At 72.1% G+C, this 16,184-nt stretch carries 16 protein-coding genes and 1 pseudogene; all 17 read right to left on the bottom strand.

Annotation, left to right across the window (positions count from 1 at the left end; all coding sequences use genetic code 11):
* Positions 1-294, bottom strand: a complete 294-nt coding sequence (gene nuoK / locus ABLM29_RS05610; RefSeq protein ID WP_349712973.1) for an NADH-quinone oxidoreductase subunit NuoK — start codon at positions 292-294, stop codon at positions 1-3.
* Positions 291-1,103: an NADH-quinone oxidoreductase subunit J gene (locus ABLM29_RS05605; RefSeq protein ID WP_349712972.1), complete on the bottom strand. Its 813-nt coding sequence runs from the start codon at positions 1,101-1,103 to the stop codon at positions 291-293. The genes nuoK and ABLM29_RS05605 overlap by 4 nt, the downstream gene beginning before the upstream one ends.
* Positions 1,103-1,708, bottom strand: coding sequence for an NADH-quinone oxidoreductase subunit NuoI (gene nuoI / locus ABLM29_RS05600; protein ID WP_349712971.1), 606 nt, complete (start codon positions 1,706-1,708; stop codon positions 1,103-1,105). Before nuoI ends, ABLM29_RS05605 begins: the two co-directional genes overlap by 1 nt.
* On the bottom strand, positions 1,701-2,981 hold the full coding sequence (gene nuoH / locus ABLM29_RS05595) for an NADH-quinone oxidoreductase subunit NuoH (protein ID WP_349712969.1): 1,281 nt from the start codon (positions 2,979-2,981) through the stop codon (positions 1,701-1,703). Before nuoH ends, nuoI begins: the two co-directional genes overlap by 8 nt.
* Positions 2,978-5,377, bottom strand: coding sequence for an NADH-quinone oxidoreductase subunit G (locus tag ABLM29_RS05590; protein WP_349712968.1), 2,400 nt, complete (start codon positions 5,375-5,377; stop codon positions 2,978-2,980). Before ABLM29_RS05590 ends, nuoH begins: the two co-directional genes overlap by 4 nt.
* Positions 5,374-6,684: an NADH-quinone oxidoreductase subunit NuoF gene (gene nuoF, locus ABLM29_RS05585; RefSeq protein ID WP_349712967.1), complete on the bottom strand. Its 1,311-nt coding sequence runs from the start codon at positions 6,682-6,684 to the stop codon at positions 5,374-5,376. The genes ABLM29_RS05590 and nuoF overlap by 4 nt, the downstream gene beginning before the upstream one ends.
* Positions 6,677-7,525, bottom strand: a complete 849-nt coding sequence (nuoE, locus tag ABLM29_RS05580) for an NADH-quinone oxidoreductase subunit NuoE (RefSeq protein ID WP_349712966.1) — start codon at positions 7,523-7,525, stop codon at positions 6,677-6,679. The genes nuoF and nuoE overlap by 8 nt, the downstream gene beginning before the upstream one ends.
* Positions 7,522-8,883, bottom strand: coding sequence for an NADH-quinone oxidoreductase subunit D (locus ABLM29_RS05575; RefSeq protein ID WP_349712964.1), 1,362 nt, complete (start codon positions 8,881-8,883; stop codon positions 7,522-7,524). The genes nuoE and ABLM29_RS05575 overlap by 4 nt, the downstream gene beginning before the upstream one ends.
* Positions 8,883-9,578 carry an NADH-quinone oxidoreductase subunit C gene (locus tag ABLM29_RS05570; protein ID WP_349712963.1) on the bottom strand — a complete coding sequence of 232 codons (696 nt, stop codon included), beginning with the start codon at positions 9,576-9,578 and terminating at the stop codon, positions 8,883-8,885. Before ABLM29_RS05570 ends, ABLM29_RS05575 begins: the two co-directional genes overlap by 1 nt.
* Positions 9,575-10,129 (bottom strand): NuoB/complex I 20 kDa subunit family protein, encoded by a 555-nt coding sequence (locus ABLM29_RS05565; protein WP_349712962.1) that lies wholly within the window; start codon positions 10,127-10,129, stop codon positions 9,575-9,577. Before ABLM29_RS05565 ends, ABLM29_RS05570 begins: the two co-directional genes overlap by 4 nt.
* A 14-nt stretch (positions 10,130-10,143) precedes the next feature.
* On the bottom strand, positions 10,144-10,500 hold the full coding sequence (locus ABLM29_RS05560; RefSeq protein WP_349712961.1) for an NADH-quinone oxidoreductase subunit A: 357 nt from the start codon (positions 10,498-10,500) through the stop codon (positions 10,144-10,146).
* Positions 10,501-10,772: 272 nt separating this feature from the next.
* Positions 10,773-11,462 (bottom strand): demethylmenaquinone methyltransferase, encoded by a 690-nt coding sequence (locus tag ABLM29_RS05555; protein WP_349712960.1) that lies wholly within the window; start codon positions 11,460-11,462, stop codon positions 10,773-10,775.
* 100 nt (positions 11,463-11,562) lie between these two features.
* Positions 11,563-12,189, bottom strand: a complete 627-nt coding sequence (locus ABLM29_RS05550) for a hypothetical protein (protein WP_349712959.1) — start codon at positions 12,187-12,189, stop codon at positions 11,563-11,565.
* 43 nt (positions 12,190-12,232) lie between these two features.
* Positions 12,233-12,874 (bottom strand): MBL fold metallo-hydrolase, encoded by a 642-nt coding sequence (locus tag ABLM29_RS05545; RefSeq protein ID WP_349712958.1) that lies wholly within the window; start codon positions 12,872-12,874, stop codon positions 12,233-12,235.
* Between the two features lie 65 nt (positions 12,875-12,939).
* Positions 12,940-14,826, bottom strand: a complete 1,887-nt coding sequence (locus ABLM29_RS05540; RefSeq protein WP_349712957.1) for a Na+/H+ antiporter — start codon at positions 14,824-14,826, stop codon at positions 12,940-12,942.
* 193 nt (positions 14,827-15,019) lie between these two features.
* Entirely contained in the window at positions 15,020-15,853 is an 834-nt protein-coding gene (locus ABLM29_RS05535) for a thiamine pyrophosphate-dependent enzyme (RefSeq protein ID WP_349713088.1), read from the bottom strand.
* Positions 15,854-16,063: 210 nt separating this feature from the next.
* Positions 16,064-16,184: pseudogene (gene recO / locus ABLM29_RS05530) on the bottom strand (DNA repair protein RecO); the annotation flags it as partial.

The raw sequence follows: 16,184 nt of genomic DNA, 5'->3' as shown, positions 1-16,184 counted from the left end.
TCAGAACTTCAGCAGGCTGGCGTCATCGACCGAGGCCGAGCGACGGGTCCGGAAGATGGTCATGATGATGGCGAGGCCGACCACCACCTCGGCGGCGGCGACCACCATCACGAAGAAGGCGGCGATCTGGCCGTCGAGGTTGCCGTGCTGGTGGGCGAAGGCGACGAACGCGAGGTTGCAGGCGTTGAGCATCAGCTCCACGCACATGAAGACCACGATCGCGTTGCGGCGGGTCAGCACCCCGATCGCGCCGATGGTGAAGAGGATCGCCGAGAGGACGACGTACTCGCTCATGCCTGGTCCTCCTCGCTCGAGGCCGTGACCCCGGACCTGCCGGACTCCTCCGGCATCGTCGTCGGGTCGACGCCGAGCTGCTCGGCCATCTCCTCCACGTCGTCGGCCATCGAGCCCTGCATCGTGCCGCGGGCGGCGAGCACCCGGGAGACCGAGAGCGGCGACGGGCTGCCGTCCGGCAGCAGCGCCGGGGTGTCGACCGCGTTGTGCCGGGCGTAGACGCCCGGCGAGGGCAGCGGGCCGAGGTGGGCGCCCTTGTCGGCGTAGTCCCGGACCCGCTGGGCGGCGAGGTCGGCCTGGGTGACCTTGGGCGTGAGCCGTTCCCGGTGGGCGAGCACCATCGCGCCGACGGCGGCGGTGATCAGCAGCGCGCTGGTGATCTCGAAGGCGAACACGTAGCGGGAGAACAGGATGTTGGCCAGGCCCTGCACGTTGCCCTCGGCGTTGGCCTCGTCGAGGCCGACCGCGGTGCCGAAGGAGAGCTGGGTAAGGCCGATCAGCATGACCACCGCGAAGACGCCGCCGACGGCCCAGGCGAGCACCCGCTGGCCGCGGATGGTCTCCACCACGGAGTCCGAGGCGTCGACGCCGACCAGCATCAGCACGAACAGGAAGAGCATCAGGATCGCGCCGGTGTAGACGATGATCTGCACCGCGAAGAGGAACGGCGCCTCGAGCACCGCGTAGAGCGAGGCGAGGCTGATCATCACCACCGCCAGCAGCAGCGCGGCGTGCACCGCCTTGCGCACGAACAGGATGCCGAGGGCGGCCAGCACCATGATCGGTGCCAGGACCCAGAACGCGACCATCACTCATCCCCTCCCGAGACGCGGGGGATCTCGCCGGTGGCGGTGAACTCGCCGCGGTAGTACTCACCCTCGTCGTCGCCGAGCCGCATCGGGTGCGGCGGCTGCTCCATGCCGGGCAGCAGCGGCGCCAGCAGGTCCGACTTCTCGTAGATCAGGCTGGCCCGGCTGGTGTCGGCCAGCTCGTACTCGTTGGTCATCGTCAGCGCGCGCGTCGGGCACGCCTCGATGCACAGGCCGCAGAGGATGCAGCGCAGGTAGTTGATCTGGTAGACGCGGCCGTACCGCTCGCCCGGCGAGAACCGCTGGGAGTTGCCGTCGGCGTCGGGCTGGTCGCTGTTGGACGCGCCCTCGACGTAGATCGCGTCCGCGGGGCAGGCCCACGCGCACAGCTCGCAGCCCACGCACTTCTCCAGCCCGTCGGGCCAGCGGTTGAGCTGGTGCCGGCCGTGGAACCGCGGCGCGGTGGGCAGCTTCTCCTTCGGGTACTGCTCCGTGACGACCTTGCGGAACATGGTCCGGAAGGTGACGCCGAACCCGGCGACCGGGTCCCAGAACTGCTCCTTGAGGGTGGGGCCCTTCTGCTCGGGCTTCTTCGGGTCAGCCATGACGCACCTCGGAGACGGTCACATCGGGGTCGGACGGGAAGACCAGCTCGGCGGCGGCGCCGCGGACCGGGCCACCGGCGGGGATCGGCGGCGTCGGGAACGCCCCGGGCCGCGGCGGCTCGGGCGCCCGCGCCGCCGCCTCGCCGCGGCGCTCCGGCACGAAGTAGAGCGCCAGGAAGACGACGATCAGCACGCCGGCCACGATCATCGCCGTCTGCCGGTCGAACGCCAGGTCGTTGCGGGCCGCGCGGAGCGTGGCCACCGCGATGATCCAGACCAGCGAGATCGGGATGAGCCGCTTCCAGCCGAAGTGCATGAACTGGTCGTAGCGCAGCCGCGGCAGCGTCCCGCGCAGCCAGATGAAGATGAAGATGAAGAAGAGGACCTTGCCGAAGAACCACAGCACCGGCCAGTAGCCCTCGTTGGCACCCGCCCAGACCTCGTCGATCCAGAACGGGGCGTGCCAGCCGCCCAGGAAGAGCGTGGTCGCCAGCGCCGAGACGGTCGCCATGTTGATGTACTCGGCCAGGAAGAAGAGCGCGAACTTCAGGCTGGAGTACTCGGTGTGGAAGCCGCCGACCAGCTCGCCCTCGGCCTCGGGGAGGTCGAACGGCGCCCGGTTGGTCTCACCGACCATCGCGATCATGTAGATGATGAACGACGGCGCCAGGATCAGGCCGAACCAGAAGTCGTCCTGCGCGGCGACGATCTCGCTCGTCGACATCGAGCCGGCGTACATGAACACGGCGACCAGCGCGAGGCCCATCGCGACCTCGTAGGAGATCATCTGGGCGCTGGAGCGCAGCCCGCCCAGCAGGGAGTACGTCGAGCCGCTGGACCAGCCGCCGAGGACGATCCCGTAGATGCCGATCGAGGCGATCGCCATCACGAAGAGCACGGCCACCGGCATGTCGGTCAGCTGCAGCGGCGTGGTCTCGCCGAACATGCTCACCTCGGGGCCGAACGGGATGACGCTGAAGGTCACGAAGGCCGGGATCACCGCGATGATCGGGGCCAGCAGGAAGACCACCTTGTCGGCGGCCTTGGGGATCAGGTCCTCCTTGAACGCCAGCTTCACGCCGTCGGCGAGCGACTGCAGCAGGCCGAAGGGGCCGTTGATGTTCGGGCCGATCCGGTGCTGCATCCGGGCCACGACCCGGCGCTCGAACCAGATGTTGAACAGCGTGAGCAGCACCAGCACGACGAAGACCAGGACCGCCTTGATCGCGACGATCCACCACGGGTCGTTCCCGAATGCGTCCAGCGGGCTCATCGGCCGCCTCCCTCGATCGTGATCCGACTGCCGGGCGAGGCGAGGTCGGCGAGCACGCCGGCCCCGAACGAGTCGGCCGGGACCCACACCACGCCGTCGACCAGGTCGGCGGCGGGCTCGGCCGGCAGCGTCACCGACCCGCGGTCACCGGTGAGGGTGACGGTGGGGCCGTGCGCGTCGTACAGCGCCGGTGGCAGGAGCGCCACGACCGGTCGGGCGGTGGCGCGCAGGTACTTGTCGCCGTCGAGCATCGAGCCGTTGTCGACCGACTGCTTCCAGGTGGACAGCAGCACGCCCTCCCCCGTGTCCGGGGTCGGCGAGTCGACGCCGAGGAACGACGTGGCGCCGTGCCCGTCCCAGGGCCCGACCGCGGCCATCTCGGCCCGTGCCTCCTCGACGGTGCGGAAGCCGAGCGGCGCGCCCATCTCCTCGGCGATCCCGGACAGCGCCCGCAGCTCGGGCAGCGAGGCCGGGTTGTGCAGCGCGGCCTCGAACGGCCGGGCGCGTCCCTCCCAGTTGACGAACGTGCCGGCCTTGTCGGTGACCGGCGCGACGGGGAAGACGACGTCGGCCTGGTCGGTGACCTCGGAGTCGCGCAGGTCGAAGGCGACCACGAAGCCGGCGGCCGCGATGGCGTCGCGGGTCGCCGCGGGCTCGGCCGTGTCGTCCGGGTCCACCCCGGCGATGACGAGGCCGCCGAGCTCGCCGGTGACCAGCGCCGCGACGATCGCGTCGCCGCTCCGCCCGGGCTCCGCCGGCAGGTGGTCGACACCCCAGGCGGCCGCCAGGTCCGCCCGGGCCTCGTCGACCATGACCGGGCGTCCGCCGGGCAGCAGGATCGGCAGGCAGCCGGCCTCGACCGCGCCGCGGTCGCCGGCGCGCCGCGGCACCCAGGCCAGCCGGGCGCCGGTCTCCCCGGCGACCTCGCCGGCCGCGTTCAGCGCACCCGGTACGACGGCCAGCCGCTCGCCCACGAGCAGCACCGTGTCCGCGTCCAGCTCCCCGGCCAGCCCGCGCAGCGCGGCCTCCTCGTCGCCCGGCGCGGTCGGCACCAGGCGCGCGGAGAGCTTGGCCAGGCCGCGGGTGGTGAACGGGGCGACCGCCACCACCTCGGTGCCTCCGGCCAGCACGGACTTCCGCAACCGCAGGAAGATCGCGCCGGCCTCGTCCTCGGGCTCGAGCCCGACCAGGACCACCTTGCTCGCCGTCTCGAGGTCGGCGTAGGTGACCGAGCCGCCGGCGGGCGCGGTGAGCACGACGTGCTGGGCCAGGAAGCCCGCCTCCTCAGCGGAGTGCGGCCGGGCCCGGAAGTCGATGTCGTTGGTGCCGAGCGCGACGCGGGCGAACTTGCTGTAGGCGTAGGCGTCCTCGGCGGTGAGCCGGCCGCCGGTGAGCACCCCGACCCCGCCCTCCTCGCGGGCGGCCGCGAGGCCGCGGGCGGCGACGGCGAACGCCTCAGGCCACGACGCCGGGCGGAGCGTCCCGTCCTCGTCGCGGACCTGCGGGTAGGTGAGCCGGTCGGCCTCGTTCGCGTAGGCGAAGCCGAACCGGTCCTTGTCGGTGATCCACTCCTCGTTGACCTCGGGGTCGTCGCCGGCGAGGCGGCGCATCACCTTGCCGCGCCGGTGGTCGACCCGGATCGCGGAGCCGCAGGCGTCGTGCTCGGCGATGCCGGGGCTGGAGACGAGGTCGAAGGGCCGGGAGCGGAACCGGTACTGCTCCGAGGTGAGCGCGCCGACCGGGCAGATCTGGATGACGTTGCCGGAGAAGTAGGAGAGGAACGGGGCGTCCTCGGCGATGCCGATCTGCTGCTGGGCGCCGCGCTCGACGAGCGCGATGAACGGGTCGCCGGCGATCTCCGCGGCGAACCGGGTGCAGCGCTGGCAGACGATGCAGCGCTCGCGGTCCAGCAGCACCGTGGGCGAGAGGTTGATCGGCTTGGGGAAGGTCCGCTTGGTGCCGTGGTTGCGGGCGTCGGAGAACCGCGACTCGCCCTGGCCGTTGGACATCGCCTGGTTCTGCAGCGGGCACTCCCCGCCCTTGTCGCAGACGGGGCAGTCCAGCGGGTGGTTGATGAGCAGCAGCTCCATCACGCCCTTCTGCGCCTTGTCGGCGACGGGGCTGGTGACCTGCGTGCTGACCACCATCCCCTCCGCGACGGGCAGGGTGCAGGAGGCCTGCGGCTTGGGGAACCCGCGGCCGTTGCCGGCATCGGGCACGTCGACCAGGCACTGGCGGCAGGCGCCGACGGGCGCGAGCAGCGGGTGGTCGCAGAACCGCGGGACCTGGATCCCGGCCCGCTCGGCGGCGCGGATCACCAGCGTGCCGGCCGGCACGTCGACCTGGACCCCGTCGATGGTGACGGTGACCAGGTCGGACTTCTCCGGCGTGCTCATGCGCGCACCTCCTGGCTCGCGAACACGGTCGACCTGGCCGGGTCGAACGGACAGCCGCCCTCGGCCAGGTGGGCGAGGTACTCCTCGCGGAAGAACTGGATCGAGCTGGAGATCGGGCTGGTGGCGCCGTCGCCGAGCGCGCAGAACGAGCGCCCCAGGATGTTCTCGCACTGGTCGAGCAGCTGGTCGAGGTCCTCCTCGCTGCCCTGGCCGTTCTCCAGCCGGGTCAGCGCCTGCACCAGCCACCAGGTGCCCTCGCGGCACGGGGTGCACTTGCCGCACGACTCGTGCTTGTAGAACTCCGTCCAGCGGAGCACGGCGCGGACCACGCAGACGGTCTCGTCGAAGATCTGCAGCGCGCGCGTGCCGAGCATCGAGCCGGCGCCGGCGACGCCCTCGAAGTCCAGCGGCACGTCGAGGTGCTCGGCGGTCAGCAGCGGCGTCGAGGACCCGCCGGGGGTCCAGAACTTCAGCTCGTGCCCGGCCCGTACGCCGCCGGCGAGGTCGAGCAGCTCGCGCAGGGTGATCCCGAGCGGGGCCTCGTACTGGCCGGGCTTGGTGACGTGCCCGGAGAGGGAGAAGATCCCGTGCCCCTTGGACTTCTCGGTGCCCATCGACGCGAACCAGTCGGCGCCGTGGCGGACGATGCCGGGCACCGAGGCGATGGACTCGACGTTGTTGATCACCGTCGGGCTGGCGTACAGGCCGGCCACGGCGGGGAACGGCGGCCGCAGCCGCGGCTGGCCGCGGCGCCCCTCCAGGCCCTCCAGCAGCGCGGTCTCCTCGCCGCAGATGTAGGCGCCGGCGCCGGCGTGCACCACGATGTCCAGGTCGTAGCCCGAGCCGTGGATGTCGGTGCCGAGGTGGCCCGCGGCGTACGCCTCCTCGACGGCGGCCTGGACCCTGCGGATCGGCTGGAGCACCTCGCCGCGGATGTAGATGAAGGCCTTCTTCGCCCGGATCGCGTAGGAGGAGACGATGACGCCCTCCACCAGCACGTGCGGGTTGCCCATCATCAGCGGGATGTCCTTGCAGGTGCCCGGCTCGGACTCGTCCGCGTTGACCACCAGGTACTTCGGCTTGGGGTTGTCCTGCGGGATGAAGGACCACTTCATCCCGGTCGGGAAGCCCGCGCCGCCGCGGCCGCGCAGGCCGGAGTCCTTGACCGCGGCGATGACGGCGTCGGGGTCCATCCCGAAGGCGACGTCCAAGGAGTCGTAGCCGCCGCGGGCGGCGTAGGCCTCGAGCTTCCAGCCGTTCTCGACGTCCCACATCTCGGTGAGGACGGGCGTCAACGGATCAGTCACCGGGGGACTCCTTCGGCTCCGTGGCATCGGGGGTGTCGGCCGACTCCTCCACCGTCTCCGACTCGGCGCGCGCGGTGTCCGCGTCGGCGACCGCGCCCTCCTTGTCGTCGGCGACGTCCTGGCCGATCGCGGCGGGCGCCTCCGGCTCGGGCGCGGTCCAGTCGTTCTGCCGGGCGATGTGCAGCCCGACGAGGCTGGCGTGGCCGGCGGCCGGACCCTCGTCGACCCGCCCGTCGGGGAAGCCGGCGAGCACCCGCTCGGCCTCGCGCCAGGTGCAGATCCGCGGACCCCGGGTGGAGCGGACCGGGTGGCCGGCGCGCAGCGCCTCCACCATCTGGACCGCCGACTCCGGCGTCTGGTTGTCCATGAACTCCCAGTTGACCATCACCACCGGGGCGTAGTCGCAGGCCGCGTTGCACTCGACGTGCTCGAGGCTGACGCTGCGCTGGTCCCCCTGGCGCTGCGGCGCGACCTCGTCGTTGCCGACGCCGAGGTGGTCCTTGAGCCGGTTGAGGATCGCGTCGCCGCCCATCACGGCACAGAGCGTGTTGGTGCAGACCCCGACGTGGTAGTCGCCGACCTCGTGGCGCTTGTACATCGTGTAGAAGGTCGCCACGCCGTTGACCTCGGCGGGGCTGATCTCCAGGATCTCCGCGCAGGCCTCGATCCCCTCGGGGGTGATCTTGCCCTGCGCGGCCTGGACCAGGTGGAGCATCGGCAGCAGCCCGGAGCGCTTCTCGGGGTAGCGGCCCGCGATCTCGCGGAGCTCGGCCAGCGTGGTCGCGCTGAGCTGCCGCGTGGTCGCGGCGGTACCGGAGTCCGTGGTGGGCTCGGTGGTCATCGGTCGACGCCTCCCATCACCGGGTCGATGCTGGCGATGGCGACGATGACGTCGGCGATCATCCCGCCCTCGCTCATCACGCCCATGGCCTGCAGGTTGTGGAACGACGGGTCCCGGAAGTGGGCCCGGAACGGACGGGTGCCGCCGTCGGAGACGACGTGGGCGCCGAGCTCGCCGCGCGGCGACTCGATCGGCACGTAGGCCTGGCCGGCCGGCACCCGGAAGCCCTCGGTGACCAGCTTGAAGTGGTGGATCAGGCCCTCCATCGACTCACCCATGATGTGCCGGATGTGGTCGAGGCTGTTGCCCATCCCGTCGCTGCCGATCGCGAGCTGGCTGGGCCAGGCGATCTTCTTGTCGGCGACCATCACCGGCTCGTTCTCGAGCTTGCCGAGCCGGTCGGCGGCCTGCTCGACGATCCGCAGGGACTCCCACATCTCGTTCAGCCGCAGCCGGAACCGGCCGTAGGCGTCGGCGGTGTCCCAGGTCTGCACGTCGAAGTCGTAGGTCTCGTAGCCGCAGTAGGGCTGGGTCTTGCGCAGGTCCCAGGGGTAGCCGGTGCTGCGCAGCACGGGCCCGGTGAGGCCGAGCGCGAGGCACCCCTCGAGGTCGAGGTGGCCGACGCCCTCCAGCCGGGCCTTGAAGATCGGGTTGGCGTTGCACAGCGCGGCGTACTCGGGCAGCCGCTTCTTCATCAGGGCGATGAAGCCGCGGATCTCGTCCAGGGCGCCGGGCGGCAGGTCCTGGGCGACGCCGCCGGGGCGGATGAAGGCGTGGTTCATCCGCAGGCCGGTGATCAGCTCGAACAGGTCCAGCACCAGCTCGCGCTCGCGGAACCCCATCGTCATCACCGTCAGCGCGCCGATCTCCATGCCGCCGGTGGCGACCGCGACCAGGTGCGAGGAGATCCGGTTGAGCTCCATCAGCAGGACCCGCATCACCGAGGCCTTCTCGGGGATCTCGTCCTCGATGTCGAGGAGCCGCTCCACGCCGAGGACGTAGGTCATCTCGTTGTAGAACGGGCTGAGATAGTCCATCCGGGTGCAGAACGTGACGCCCTGCGTCCAGGAGCGGAACTCCATGTTCTTCTCGATGCCGGTGTGCAGGTAGCCGATGCCGCAGCGGGCCTCGGTCACCGTCTCGCCCTCGAGCTCGAGGATCAGGCGCAGCACGCCGTGGGTGGACGGGTGCTGCGGACCCATGTTCACGACGACGCGCTCGCTGGCCTCGCCCTCGCCGAGGCCGGCCGCGACCTCGTCCCAGTCCTGGCCGGAGACGGTGAAGACGCGACCCTCGGTGGTCTCGCTGGCGCCGGCGTAGAAGTCCTCGCCGGTGCTGCTCTCGGTGTTGGTGGTCATCAGGTGTACGACCTCCTCTGGTCGGGCGGCGGCACCGTGCCGCCCTTGTACTCGACGGGGATGCCGCCGAGCGGGTAGTCCTTGCGCTGCGGGTGGCCCGGCCAGTCGTCGGGCATCAGGATCCGGGTCAGCGAGGGGTGGCCGGCGAAGAGCAGGCCGAACATGTCGTAGGTCTCGCGCTCGTGCCAGTCGGCCGCCGGGTAGACGCCGACCACCGACGGCACGGTCGGGTCGGCGTCCGGCGCGGAGACCTCGACCCGGATCGCCCGGTTGTAGGTCATCGAGGTCAGGTGGTAGACCGCGTGCAGCTCGCGCCCCTCGTCGTCGGGGTAGTGCACCCCGCTGACGCCGCTGAACAGCTCGAAGCGCAGCGCCGGGTCGTCGCGGAGCAGCCGCGCCGCCTGCAGCAGGTTGTCGCGGTGCACGTGGAAGGTGATCTCGCCGCGGTGGATGACCACCCGCTCGATCAGCGGGTCCAGCGCGTCGGCGACCGTGTCGAACCAGCCTCCGTACGGGCGCTCGGCGCTGCCGGGGAGGATCACCGGGCGGACCAGGCCGCCGTACCCGCTCGTGTCACCGGTGCCCCGTACGCCGAACATGCCGTGCCGCTCGCCGACCGCGCGCTCCTCGTGGCCGGCGGCGAGCTCCTCCGTCGTCTCCAGCTCGGTCTTCTGCTCCGGGGTCTCGTCGGTCACCGCAGCAGCCCCTTCATGTCGCTGGTGGGCAGGGCGACCAGGCCCTCGGCCTCCAGCTCGCGGATCTGCGCCTCGCGGTTGGCGCCGAACGGCGTGTGCTGGACCTTGTCGTGGAGCTTGAGGATCGCGTCGATCAGCATCTCCGGGCGGGGCGGGCAGCCGGGCAGGTACATGTCGACCGGCACCACGTGGTCGACGCCCTGCACGATCGCGTAGTTGTTGAACATGCCGCCGCTGCTGGCGCAGACGCCCATCGCGAGCACCCACTTGGGCTCGGCCATCTGGTCGTAGATCTGGCGGAGCACCGGCGCCATCTTCTGGCTGACCCGGCCGGCGACGATCATCAGGTCGGCCTGGCGCGGGCTGGCCCGGAAGACCTCCATGCCGAACCGGCCCAGGTCGTACTTGGGGCCGCCGCTGGTCATCATCTCGATCGCGCAGCAGGCCAGGCCGAACGTCGCGGGCCAGAAGCTGGCCTTGCGCATGTAGCCCGCCAGCCCCTCGACGGTGGACAGCAGGACTCCGCTGGGGAGCTTCTCCTCGATACCCATCTCAGTTCTCCCGTTCAGTCCCAGTCGAGGCCGCCGCGACGCCATACATAGGCGTACGCGACGAACACAGTGCCGATGAAGACGACCATCTCGGCGAGCCCGAACCAGGACATGGCGTCGAAGTAGACGGCCCACGGGTAGAGGAAGATGATCTCGATGTCGAAGACGATGAAGAGCATCGCGGTGATGTAGTACTTCACCGGGAACCGGCCCGACAGCGCCTGCGGGGTCGGCTCGATGCCGCACTCGTAGGAGTCGTACTTGGCCCGGTTGTAGCGGCCCGGGCCGACCAGCGTGCTCATCGCGACCGACCCGACCGCGAACAGCGCAGCCAGGGCAGCCAGGACGAGGACCGGGGCGTAGAGCTCCATCACCATTCCCTTCCGTACGGTCGGGGCGTCCGTGGCCGGGCGCCCCGATCGGGCTGTGGCACGCCTCCGCGGGTCAGCGCATTCGTGACCTTGTGAACCGAATCACTAGTGGCGTAGCCCACATCCTGCCACTCCTGGGGCGCGTGTGCACCAGGACTGCGACGGGGATCTCATTCGTGTCCTGACCTGCTGATTAGGTCATCCCGGCGTAGCGAAAATGCGCGACGCCCCGGTCCTCGTGGGACCGGGGCGCCGCGGGCGTCGGGTCGGGGTCAGGCCGTCGCGCGGTGCAGGGCGACGATGCCGCCCGACAGGTTGCGCCACTGCGGCGCCGTCCAGCCGGCCTCCCGGATCAGCTCGGCCAGGCCCTGCTGGTCCGGCCAGGCACGGATCGACTCGGCGAGGTAGACGTAGGCGTCCGGCGCCGAGGAGACCGCGGTCGCGATCGGCGGCAGCGCCTTCATCAGGTACTCCAGGTAGACCGTGCGCCACGGCGACCACGTCGGGTGGCTGAACTCGCAGACCACCAGCCGGCCGCCCGGCCGGGTCACCCGGCGCATCTCGGCCAGGCCGGCCACCGGGTCCACGATGTTGCGCAGCCCGAAGGAGATGGTGACCGCGTCGAAGGTGCCGTCCCGGAACGGCAGGCGCGTCCCGTCGCCGGCCGTGAACGGCAGGTGCGGCAGCCGCTGCTTGCCGACCTGGAGCATGCCGACCGAGAAGTCGCACGGCACCACCTCGGCGCCGGCGTCGACGAACGGCTGGCTCGAGGTGCCGGTGCCGGCCGCGAGGTCCAGCACCCGGTCGCCGTACGACGGGTCGACGGCCTCCAGGACCTCCCGGCGCCAGCGCCGGTCCTGACCGAAGGACAGGATGTCGTTGGTCAGGTCATAGCGCCGGGCGACGGTGTCGAACATGCGACGGACGTCGGACGGCTGCTTGTCGAGCGCTGCGCGGGCCACTCGCGCAGGGTAGTCGCCGGCCGCCCGAGGCGGCTGAGCGGCCCCGGTGGTTGAGGTGCGAGCGAAGCGAGCCTCGAAACCTCCGGGCCCGACGCGGGCGTCAGGCCGACGCGTCCACGACCTCGTCGAGCGCCGCCGAGGCCTCCTCGGGCGACATCCCGACGCTGTAGACGTCGTAGGTGAGGCCGTCCGCGGAGGTGCGGCACTCGACCTGGTGGCTGAGCGAGGCCTCGCCGGTCGCGGAGTAGCCGTTCTGGGTGATCACCGAGCAGCGGTTCCCGTCGACCTCCTCCAGCGTGTACGTGTCGGCCTCGTAGGGGCCGCCCGGCATCAGCAGGCCCTGCTCACCGGGGACGACGGTGACCGTCAGCTGCGAGATCGAGCCGCCCGCGCTGACACCCGAGAGGGCGTCCACCTCGAGGTACATCCGGACCTCGGCGTCGCCGTACTGCGCCGCGAGGTTCTCCGCGGCCGCGACGTCGCTGTCGGCCGCGGCGGCGAGCAGCTCGGCGTACCGCTCGCGCACGTCCTCGTCAAGGTCGGTCTCGGCGACGTCGACCGTGGCGACGGCCTGGAGGCCCGCGACCTCGTCCGGCAGCGCCGGCATCTCCGTCGCCGTCCCGGGCGAGTCGATCACCTTCGGGAGGCCGACCCCGAAGCCCACGAGACCGGCAAGGACGACGACGCCGGCGGTGACGCCGACTGTGGAGGAGCGAGCGAGAGGCATTCGGCCATGATGCCGGGTCCCCGGTGGGCCGCCGGCGACGGGGTCACTCCAGCTCGGCGCCGTCGGCCAGCCGCACGTAGTCCAGCTCGTCCTGGCCCAGGAACCGGCCGAAGTGGCCGTCGGCGACCGCGAGCCCGGCCGCGGAGTAGATCCGGTCGTGGATCGCCACGTTGCGCGGGGCCCGCACCGAGCGCGCGAAGTCGATGCCCTCGCTGACCTTCATCCACGGCGCGCAGACCGGGGTGAGCAGCACGTCGATCGGGGCGCCGGGACCGGTCAGCGCGTCGCCGGGGTGGAAGACCCGGGTGCCGTCGACGTCGAGCAGGTAGCCGCTGTTGTGGAAGCGCGGCAGGTCCGGGTGGATCACCGCGTGCAGCTCGCCGATCGTGTGGACGCCGATGCCGGCGATCGCGAAGTGCTGGCCGGGCGAGACCACGTGCACCCGCTCGTGGACGTCCGGCGCCTCCTCGCGGATCGCCGCGGCCACCGCCCCGATGGTGTGGATCGGCGCGTCGGTGGCCCGCAGGTGCTCCAGCGAGTAGTGGTCGGGATGGACGTGCGTGATCAGCACCGCGTCGGCGCCGTCGACCGCCCCCGGGTCGGTGAACATCCCCGGATCGAGCACCACCGTGGTGTCGCCGTCGGAGATCCGGACGCAGGAGTGGCCGAGCTTCGTCAACCGCATGCAGCCAACCTAGCGCCGTCGGCCGGGAGGATCACCCGGTCGTTCGGCCGGAGTTCCCGGGCCCTTCAGCCGGTCAGGTGGTGCACGAAGCACCACCGCCAGTCCTCCCCCGGCTCCACCGACCGCATCACCGGGTGGCCGGCGTCGCGGAAGTGGGCCGTCGCGTGCCGGTGCGGAGAGGAGTCGCAGCAGCCGACCTCCCCGCACTCCAGGCACATCCGCAGCGCCACCCAGCGCGAGCCGATCGCGACGCAGGCGGCGCAGACCGGCGCATCGCTCCCGTCGGGGAGCGGGCGCAGGACGGCCTGCTCCAGGTGCGCGCACTGCTCGCCGACCTGCCGGTCCGCCGCGTCCGTCCTGATCCCGGCCCGGTCGTCCTCAGCCAGGTCGAGCATCGACTCCTCCACGTCCAGCAGCGCCAGCACCTCGCTCACCACCTCCGAGGGCACGCTGCCGGTGGAGCGGATCTCCAGCACCCGGCGCCGCTCGGCGTCGATCATCTCCGAGCGCAGCCGGTTGTACGACGCGCTCGGGCTCTCCTCCCCCGCGGTGGTGCCCAGCCGCTCCCACGCGGCGAAGTTGCGCTGCTCGACGCGGTTCACGAGCGTGGCGCGCACCCCGTACGGGTCGTCCTCGGACTCGCCCAGGTCCCCGGTGAGCTCCTTCAGCCGGATCTTGCCGGCCTTCGCGGCCTGCTGGAGCAGCGTCGCCCGGGCCAGGGCGTCGTCCATCGGGTCCGGTCCGGGGACGTTCAGCCTCCGGGCGATCCACGGCAGCGTCGAGCCCTGGCCGAAGAGCGTCCCGGCGACGACGGTGAAGGCGATCACCAGCACCAGCTCGCGGTAGGGGGTGTCCTCGGGCACGACGAAGGCGGCGGCCAGCGTGACCACACCGCGCATCCCGGCCCAGCCGATCAGGAAGGTGTGGCGCCACGTCGCCGGCGTACCGCTCGGGTCACCGAGGTTGCGCTTGAGCAGCATGCGGGAGGAGAAGACCCAGACCAGCCGCAGCACGACCACCGCGGCCAGCGTGGCCAGGCTCGCTCCGGCTACCATCGCGCCGCTCAGCTCGCTCTCCCGGACCTCCTCCACCATCCAGTCGGCCTGCAGGCCGATCAGCAGGAAGACGGTGTTCTCCAGGACGTAGGCGATGGTGCGCCAGTTGGTGCGCTCGGCCAGCCGGGAGCGCGCGGTCTGCAGCACCGGCGCCTGGTGGCCCAGCAGCAGCCCGGCGATCACGACGGCGACGACGCCCGAGGCGTGGATCTCCTCGGCGACCAGGTACGCCGCGAACGGCACCACCAGCGAGATCGCCGTGTCCAGCAGCGGGTCGCTCACCCGCCTCCGGACCGCGGCGACCAGCAGGTAGGTCAGCGCCCCGACCGCCACGCCCCCGCCGGCCGCGACGACGAAGTCGACCCCGACCTCGAGCGCGGTCACCGTCGTGCCGAGCGCCGCGACGGCGGTGCGCAGCGCGACCAGGGCGGTCGCGTCGTTGAGCAGCGACTCCCCCTCCAGGATCGTCACCACCCGGCGGGGCAGGCCGATCCGGCGGCCGATCGCGGTCGCCGCCACCGCGTCCGGCGGCGCCACCACGGCACCGATCGCGAACGCCAGCGGCCAGCCCATGTCCGGCACCACCGCGTGCACCACCACGGCCACGCCGGCGGTGGTGAAGACGATGAGGCCCACCGAGAGCAGCAGGATCGGCCGGCGGTTGGCGTTGAAGTCGACCAGCGAGGTGGTCAGCGCGGCGGAGTAGAGCAGCGGCGGCAGCAGCCCGAGCAGCACGATCTCGGGCTCCAGCCGCACCTCCGGGAAGCCCGGCACGTACGACGCCACGACCCCGGCCACGATCAGCGTCAGCGGCGCCGGGACCCCGTAGCGCCCCGAGACCGCCGTGACGGCGAGGACGGTGACCGCGATGGCCACCAGCAGCAGGGCGATCTCCATGCGCCCATCCTGCCGGGCACCCGATCGCCGAGTTGGGGGAAACCGACCCTCGAGTTGGGGGAAACCGACCCTCGAGTTGGGGGATCGCGACCCTCGAGTTGGGGGATCGCGACCCTCGAGTTGGGGGATCGCGACACCGCGTGTCGGTTTCCCCCAACTCGGCGGTCGTCAACCCCCAACTCGGCTGACGGGGTCAGTCGGGGGCGAGGGCGCGGAGCCGGGCGTCGAGGTCGCGCCGGTCGGCGCGGGAGACCACCGCCTCGACCACCTCGATGCCGCCGTTCGGCATCGCCAGCGCCTGCTCCAGCTCCGGGCGCGAGGTGACCCGCAGGTGCGGCACCCGGACCGCGGCGCAGACCGAGGCCAGGTCGACGCCGTGCGGGGTGCCGAAGAGCCGCTCGAACGCCGGGGCGTGCGTCGGCGCACCCTGCTCCAGCATCGAGAAGATCGCGCCGCCGTCGTCGTTGGGCACCACGATGGTCAGGTCCGGGCGCGGCTCGTCGGGGCCGAGCACCAACCCGTTCTGGTCGTGCAGGAACGTGAGGTCGCCGACCAGCGCCAGCGCCCGGGACGAGTGCGGGCGGCCCAGGGCCGCGCCGATCGCCGTCGACAGGGCGCCGTCGATCCCGGCCAGCCCGCGGTTGGCGATCACCCGCCGGCGCTCCCCGACCGTCGCCGGGCGCGCCATCAGGTCCAGGTCCCGGATCGGGCTGGAGGCGCCGACCACCAGCAGCCCGCCCGCGGGCAGGGCCGCGAACGTCGCCCGCGCGACGTCGTACGGCGTCAGCGCTGTCGCCCCCGCGAGCTCGGCGTCGACGCGGCGGCCGAGGTCGGCGTCCGCCTCGCGCCAGGCCGCCAGCCAGGCCGGGTCGTCGGGCTCGCCCTCCCACGCGGGCGCCGTGACGGTCCGCGCGCCGTCGGGCGCGGGCGGCCAGAACCCTGCGGCGCGGACCACCAGCACCTCGACGCCGGGGCGCGACAGCAGGGTGGTGACCGGGCGGGACAGCGTGGGCCGCCCGAAGACCACCACCCGCTCGATCCGGCGGCCGACCTCGGCGTTGACCAGGAGCCGGCCGCAGCGCAGGGCGTGGCTGCCGGTGCGGGCGCCGCTGGTCGGCTCGGCCAGCAGCGGCCAGCCGGCGGTCTCGGCGAGCCGCCGCGCGGGCGGTCCGGCGTCGTCGCCGAGGTCGGCCGTGTCGGGTCGGGGCCGTAGGGGTAGAACCGGGTGCCGCCGAGCGCGGGGCCGAGCGAGCTGGAGGTCGACGTGGGTGAAGGGCTCCAGGCGCGAGCCCCAGCGCGAGGTCGTCTTCCGTACGCCGCGGGCGACCGCCCGGACCCGGCCGTGCTGCCGGGTCAGC

The organism is Nocardioides sp. YIM 152588, assembly GCF_040191335.1.
GTDB lineage: Bacteria > Actinomycetota > Actinomycetes > Propionibacteriales > Nocardioidaceae > Nocardioides.
This window is presented reverse-complemented; position numbering and strand designations above follow the sequence as displayed.

What these genes read in the sequence shown, in the direction of transcription:
- nuoK (WP_349712973.1), bottom strand. Translation starts at nt 294, where the DNA reads ATGAGCGAGTACGTCGTCCTCTCGGCGATCCTCTTCACCATCGGCGCG.
- ABLM29_RS05605 (WP_349712972.1), bottom strand. Translation starts at nt 1,103, where the DNA reads ATGGTCGCGTTCTGGGTCCTGGCACCGATCATGGTGCTGGCCGCCCTC.
- nuoI (WP_349712971.1), bottom strand. Translation starts at nt 1,708, where the DNA reads ATGGCTGACCCGAAGAAGCCCGAGCAGAAGGGCCCCACCCTCAAGGAG.
- nuoH (WP_349712969.1), bottom strand. Translation starts at nt 2,981, where the DNA reads ATGAGCCCGCTGGACGCATTCGGGAACGACCCGTGGTGGATCGTCGCG.
- ABLM29_RS05590 (WP_349712968.1), bottom strand. Translation starts at nt 5,377, where the DNA reads ATGAGCACGCCGGAGAAGTCCGACCTGGTCACCGTCACCATCGACGGG.
- nuoE (WP_349712966.1), bottom strand. Translation starts at nt 7,525, where the DNA reads ATGACCACCGAGCCCACCACGGACTCCGGTACCGCCGCGACCACGCGG.
- ABLM29_RS05575 (WP_349712964.1), bottom strand. Translation starts at nt 8,883, where the DNA reads ATGACCACCAACACCGAGAGCAGCACCGGCGAGGACTTCTACGCCGGC.
- ABLM29_RS05565 (WP_349712962.1), bottom strand. Translation starts at nt 10,129, where the DNA reads ATGGGTATCGAGGAGAAGCTCCCCAGCGGAGTCCTGCTGTCCACCGTC.
- ABLM29_RS05560 (WP_349712961.1), bottom strand. Translation starts at nt 10,500, where the DNA reads ATGGAGCTCTACGCCCCGGTCCTCGTCCTGGCTGCCCTGGCTGCGCTG.
- ABLM29_RS05550 (WP_349712959.1), bottom strand. Translation starts at nt 12,189, where the DNA reads ATGCCTCTCGCTCGCTCCTCCACAGTCGGCGTCACCGCCGGCGTCGTC.
- ABLM29_RS05545 (WP_349712958.1), bottom strand. Translation starts at nt 12,874, where the DNA reads ATGCGGTTGACGAAGCTCGGCCACTCCTGCGTCCGGATCTCCGACGGC.
- ABLM29_RS05540 (WP_349712957.1), bottom strand. Translation starts at nt 14,826, where the DNA reads ATGGAGATCGCCCTGCTGCTGGTGGCCATCGCGGTCACCGTCCTCGCC.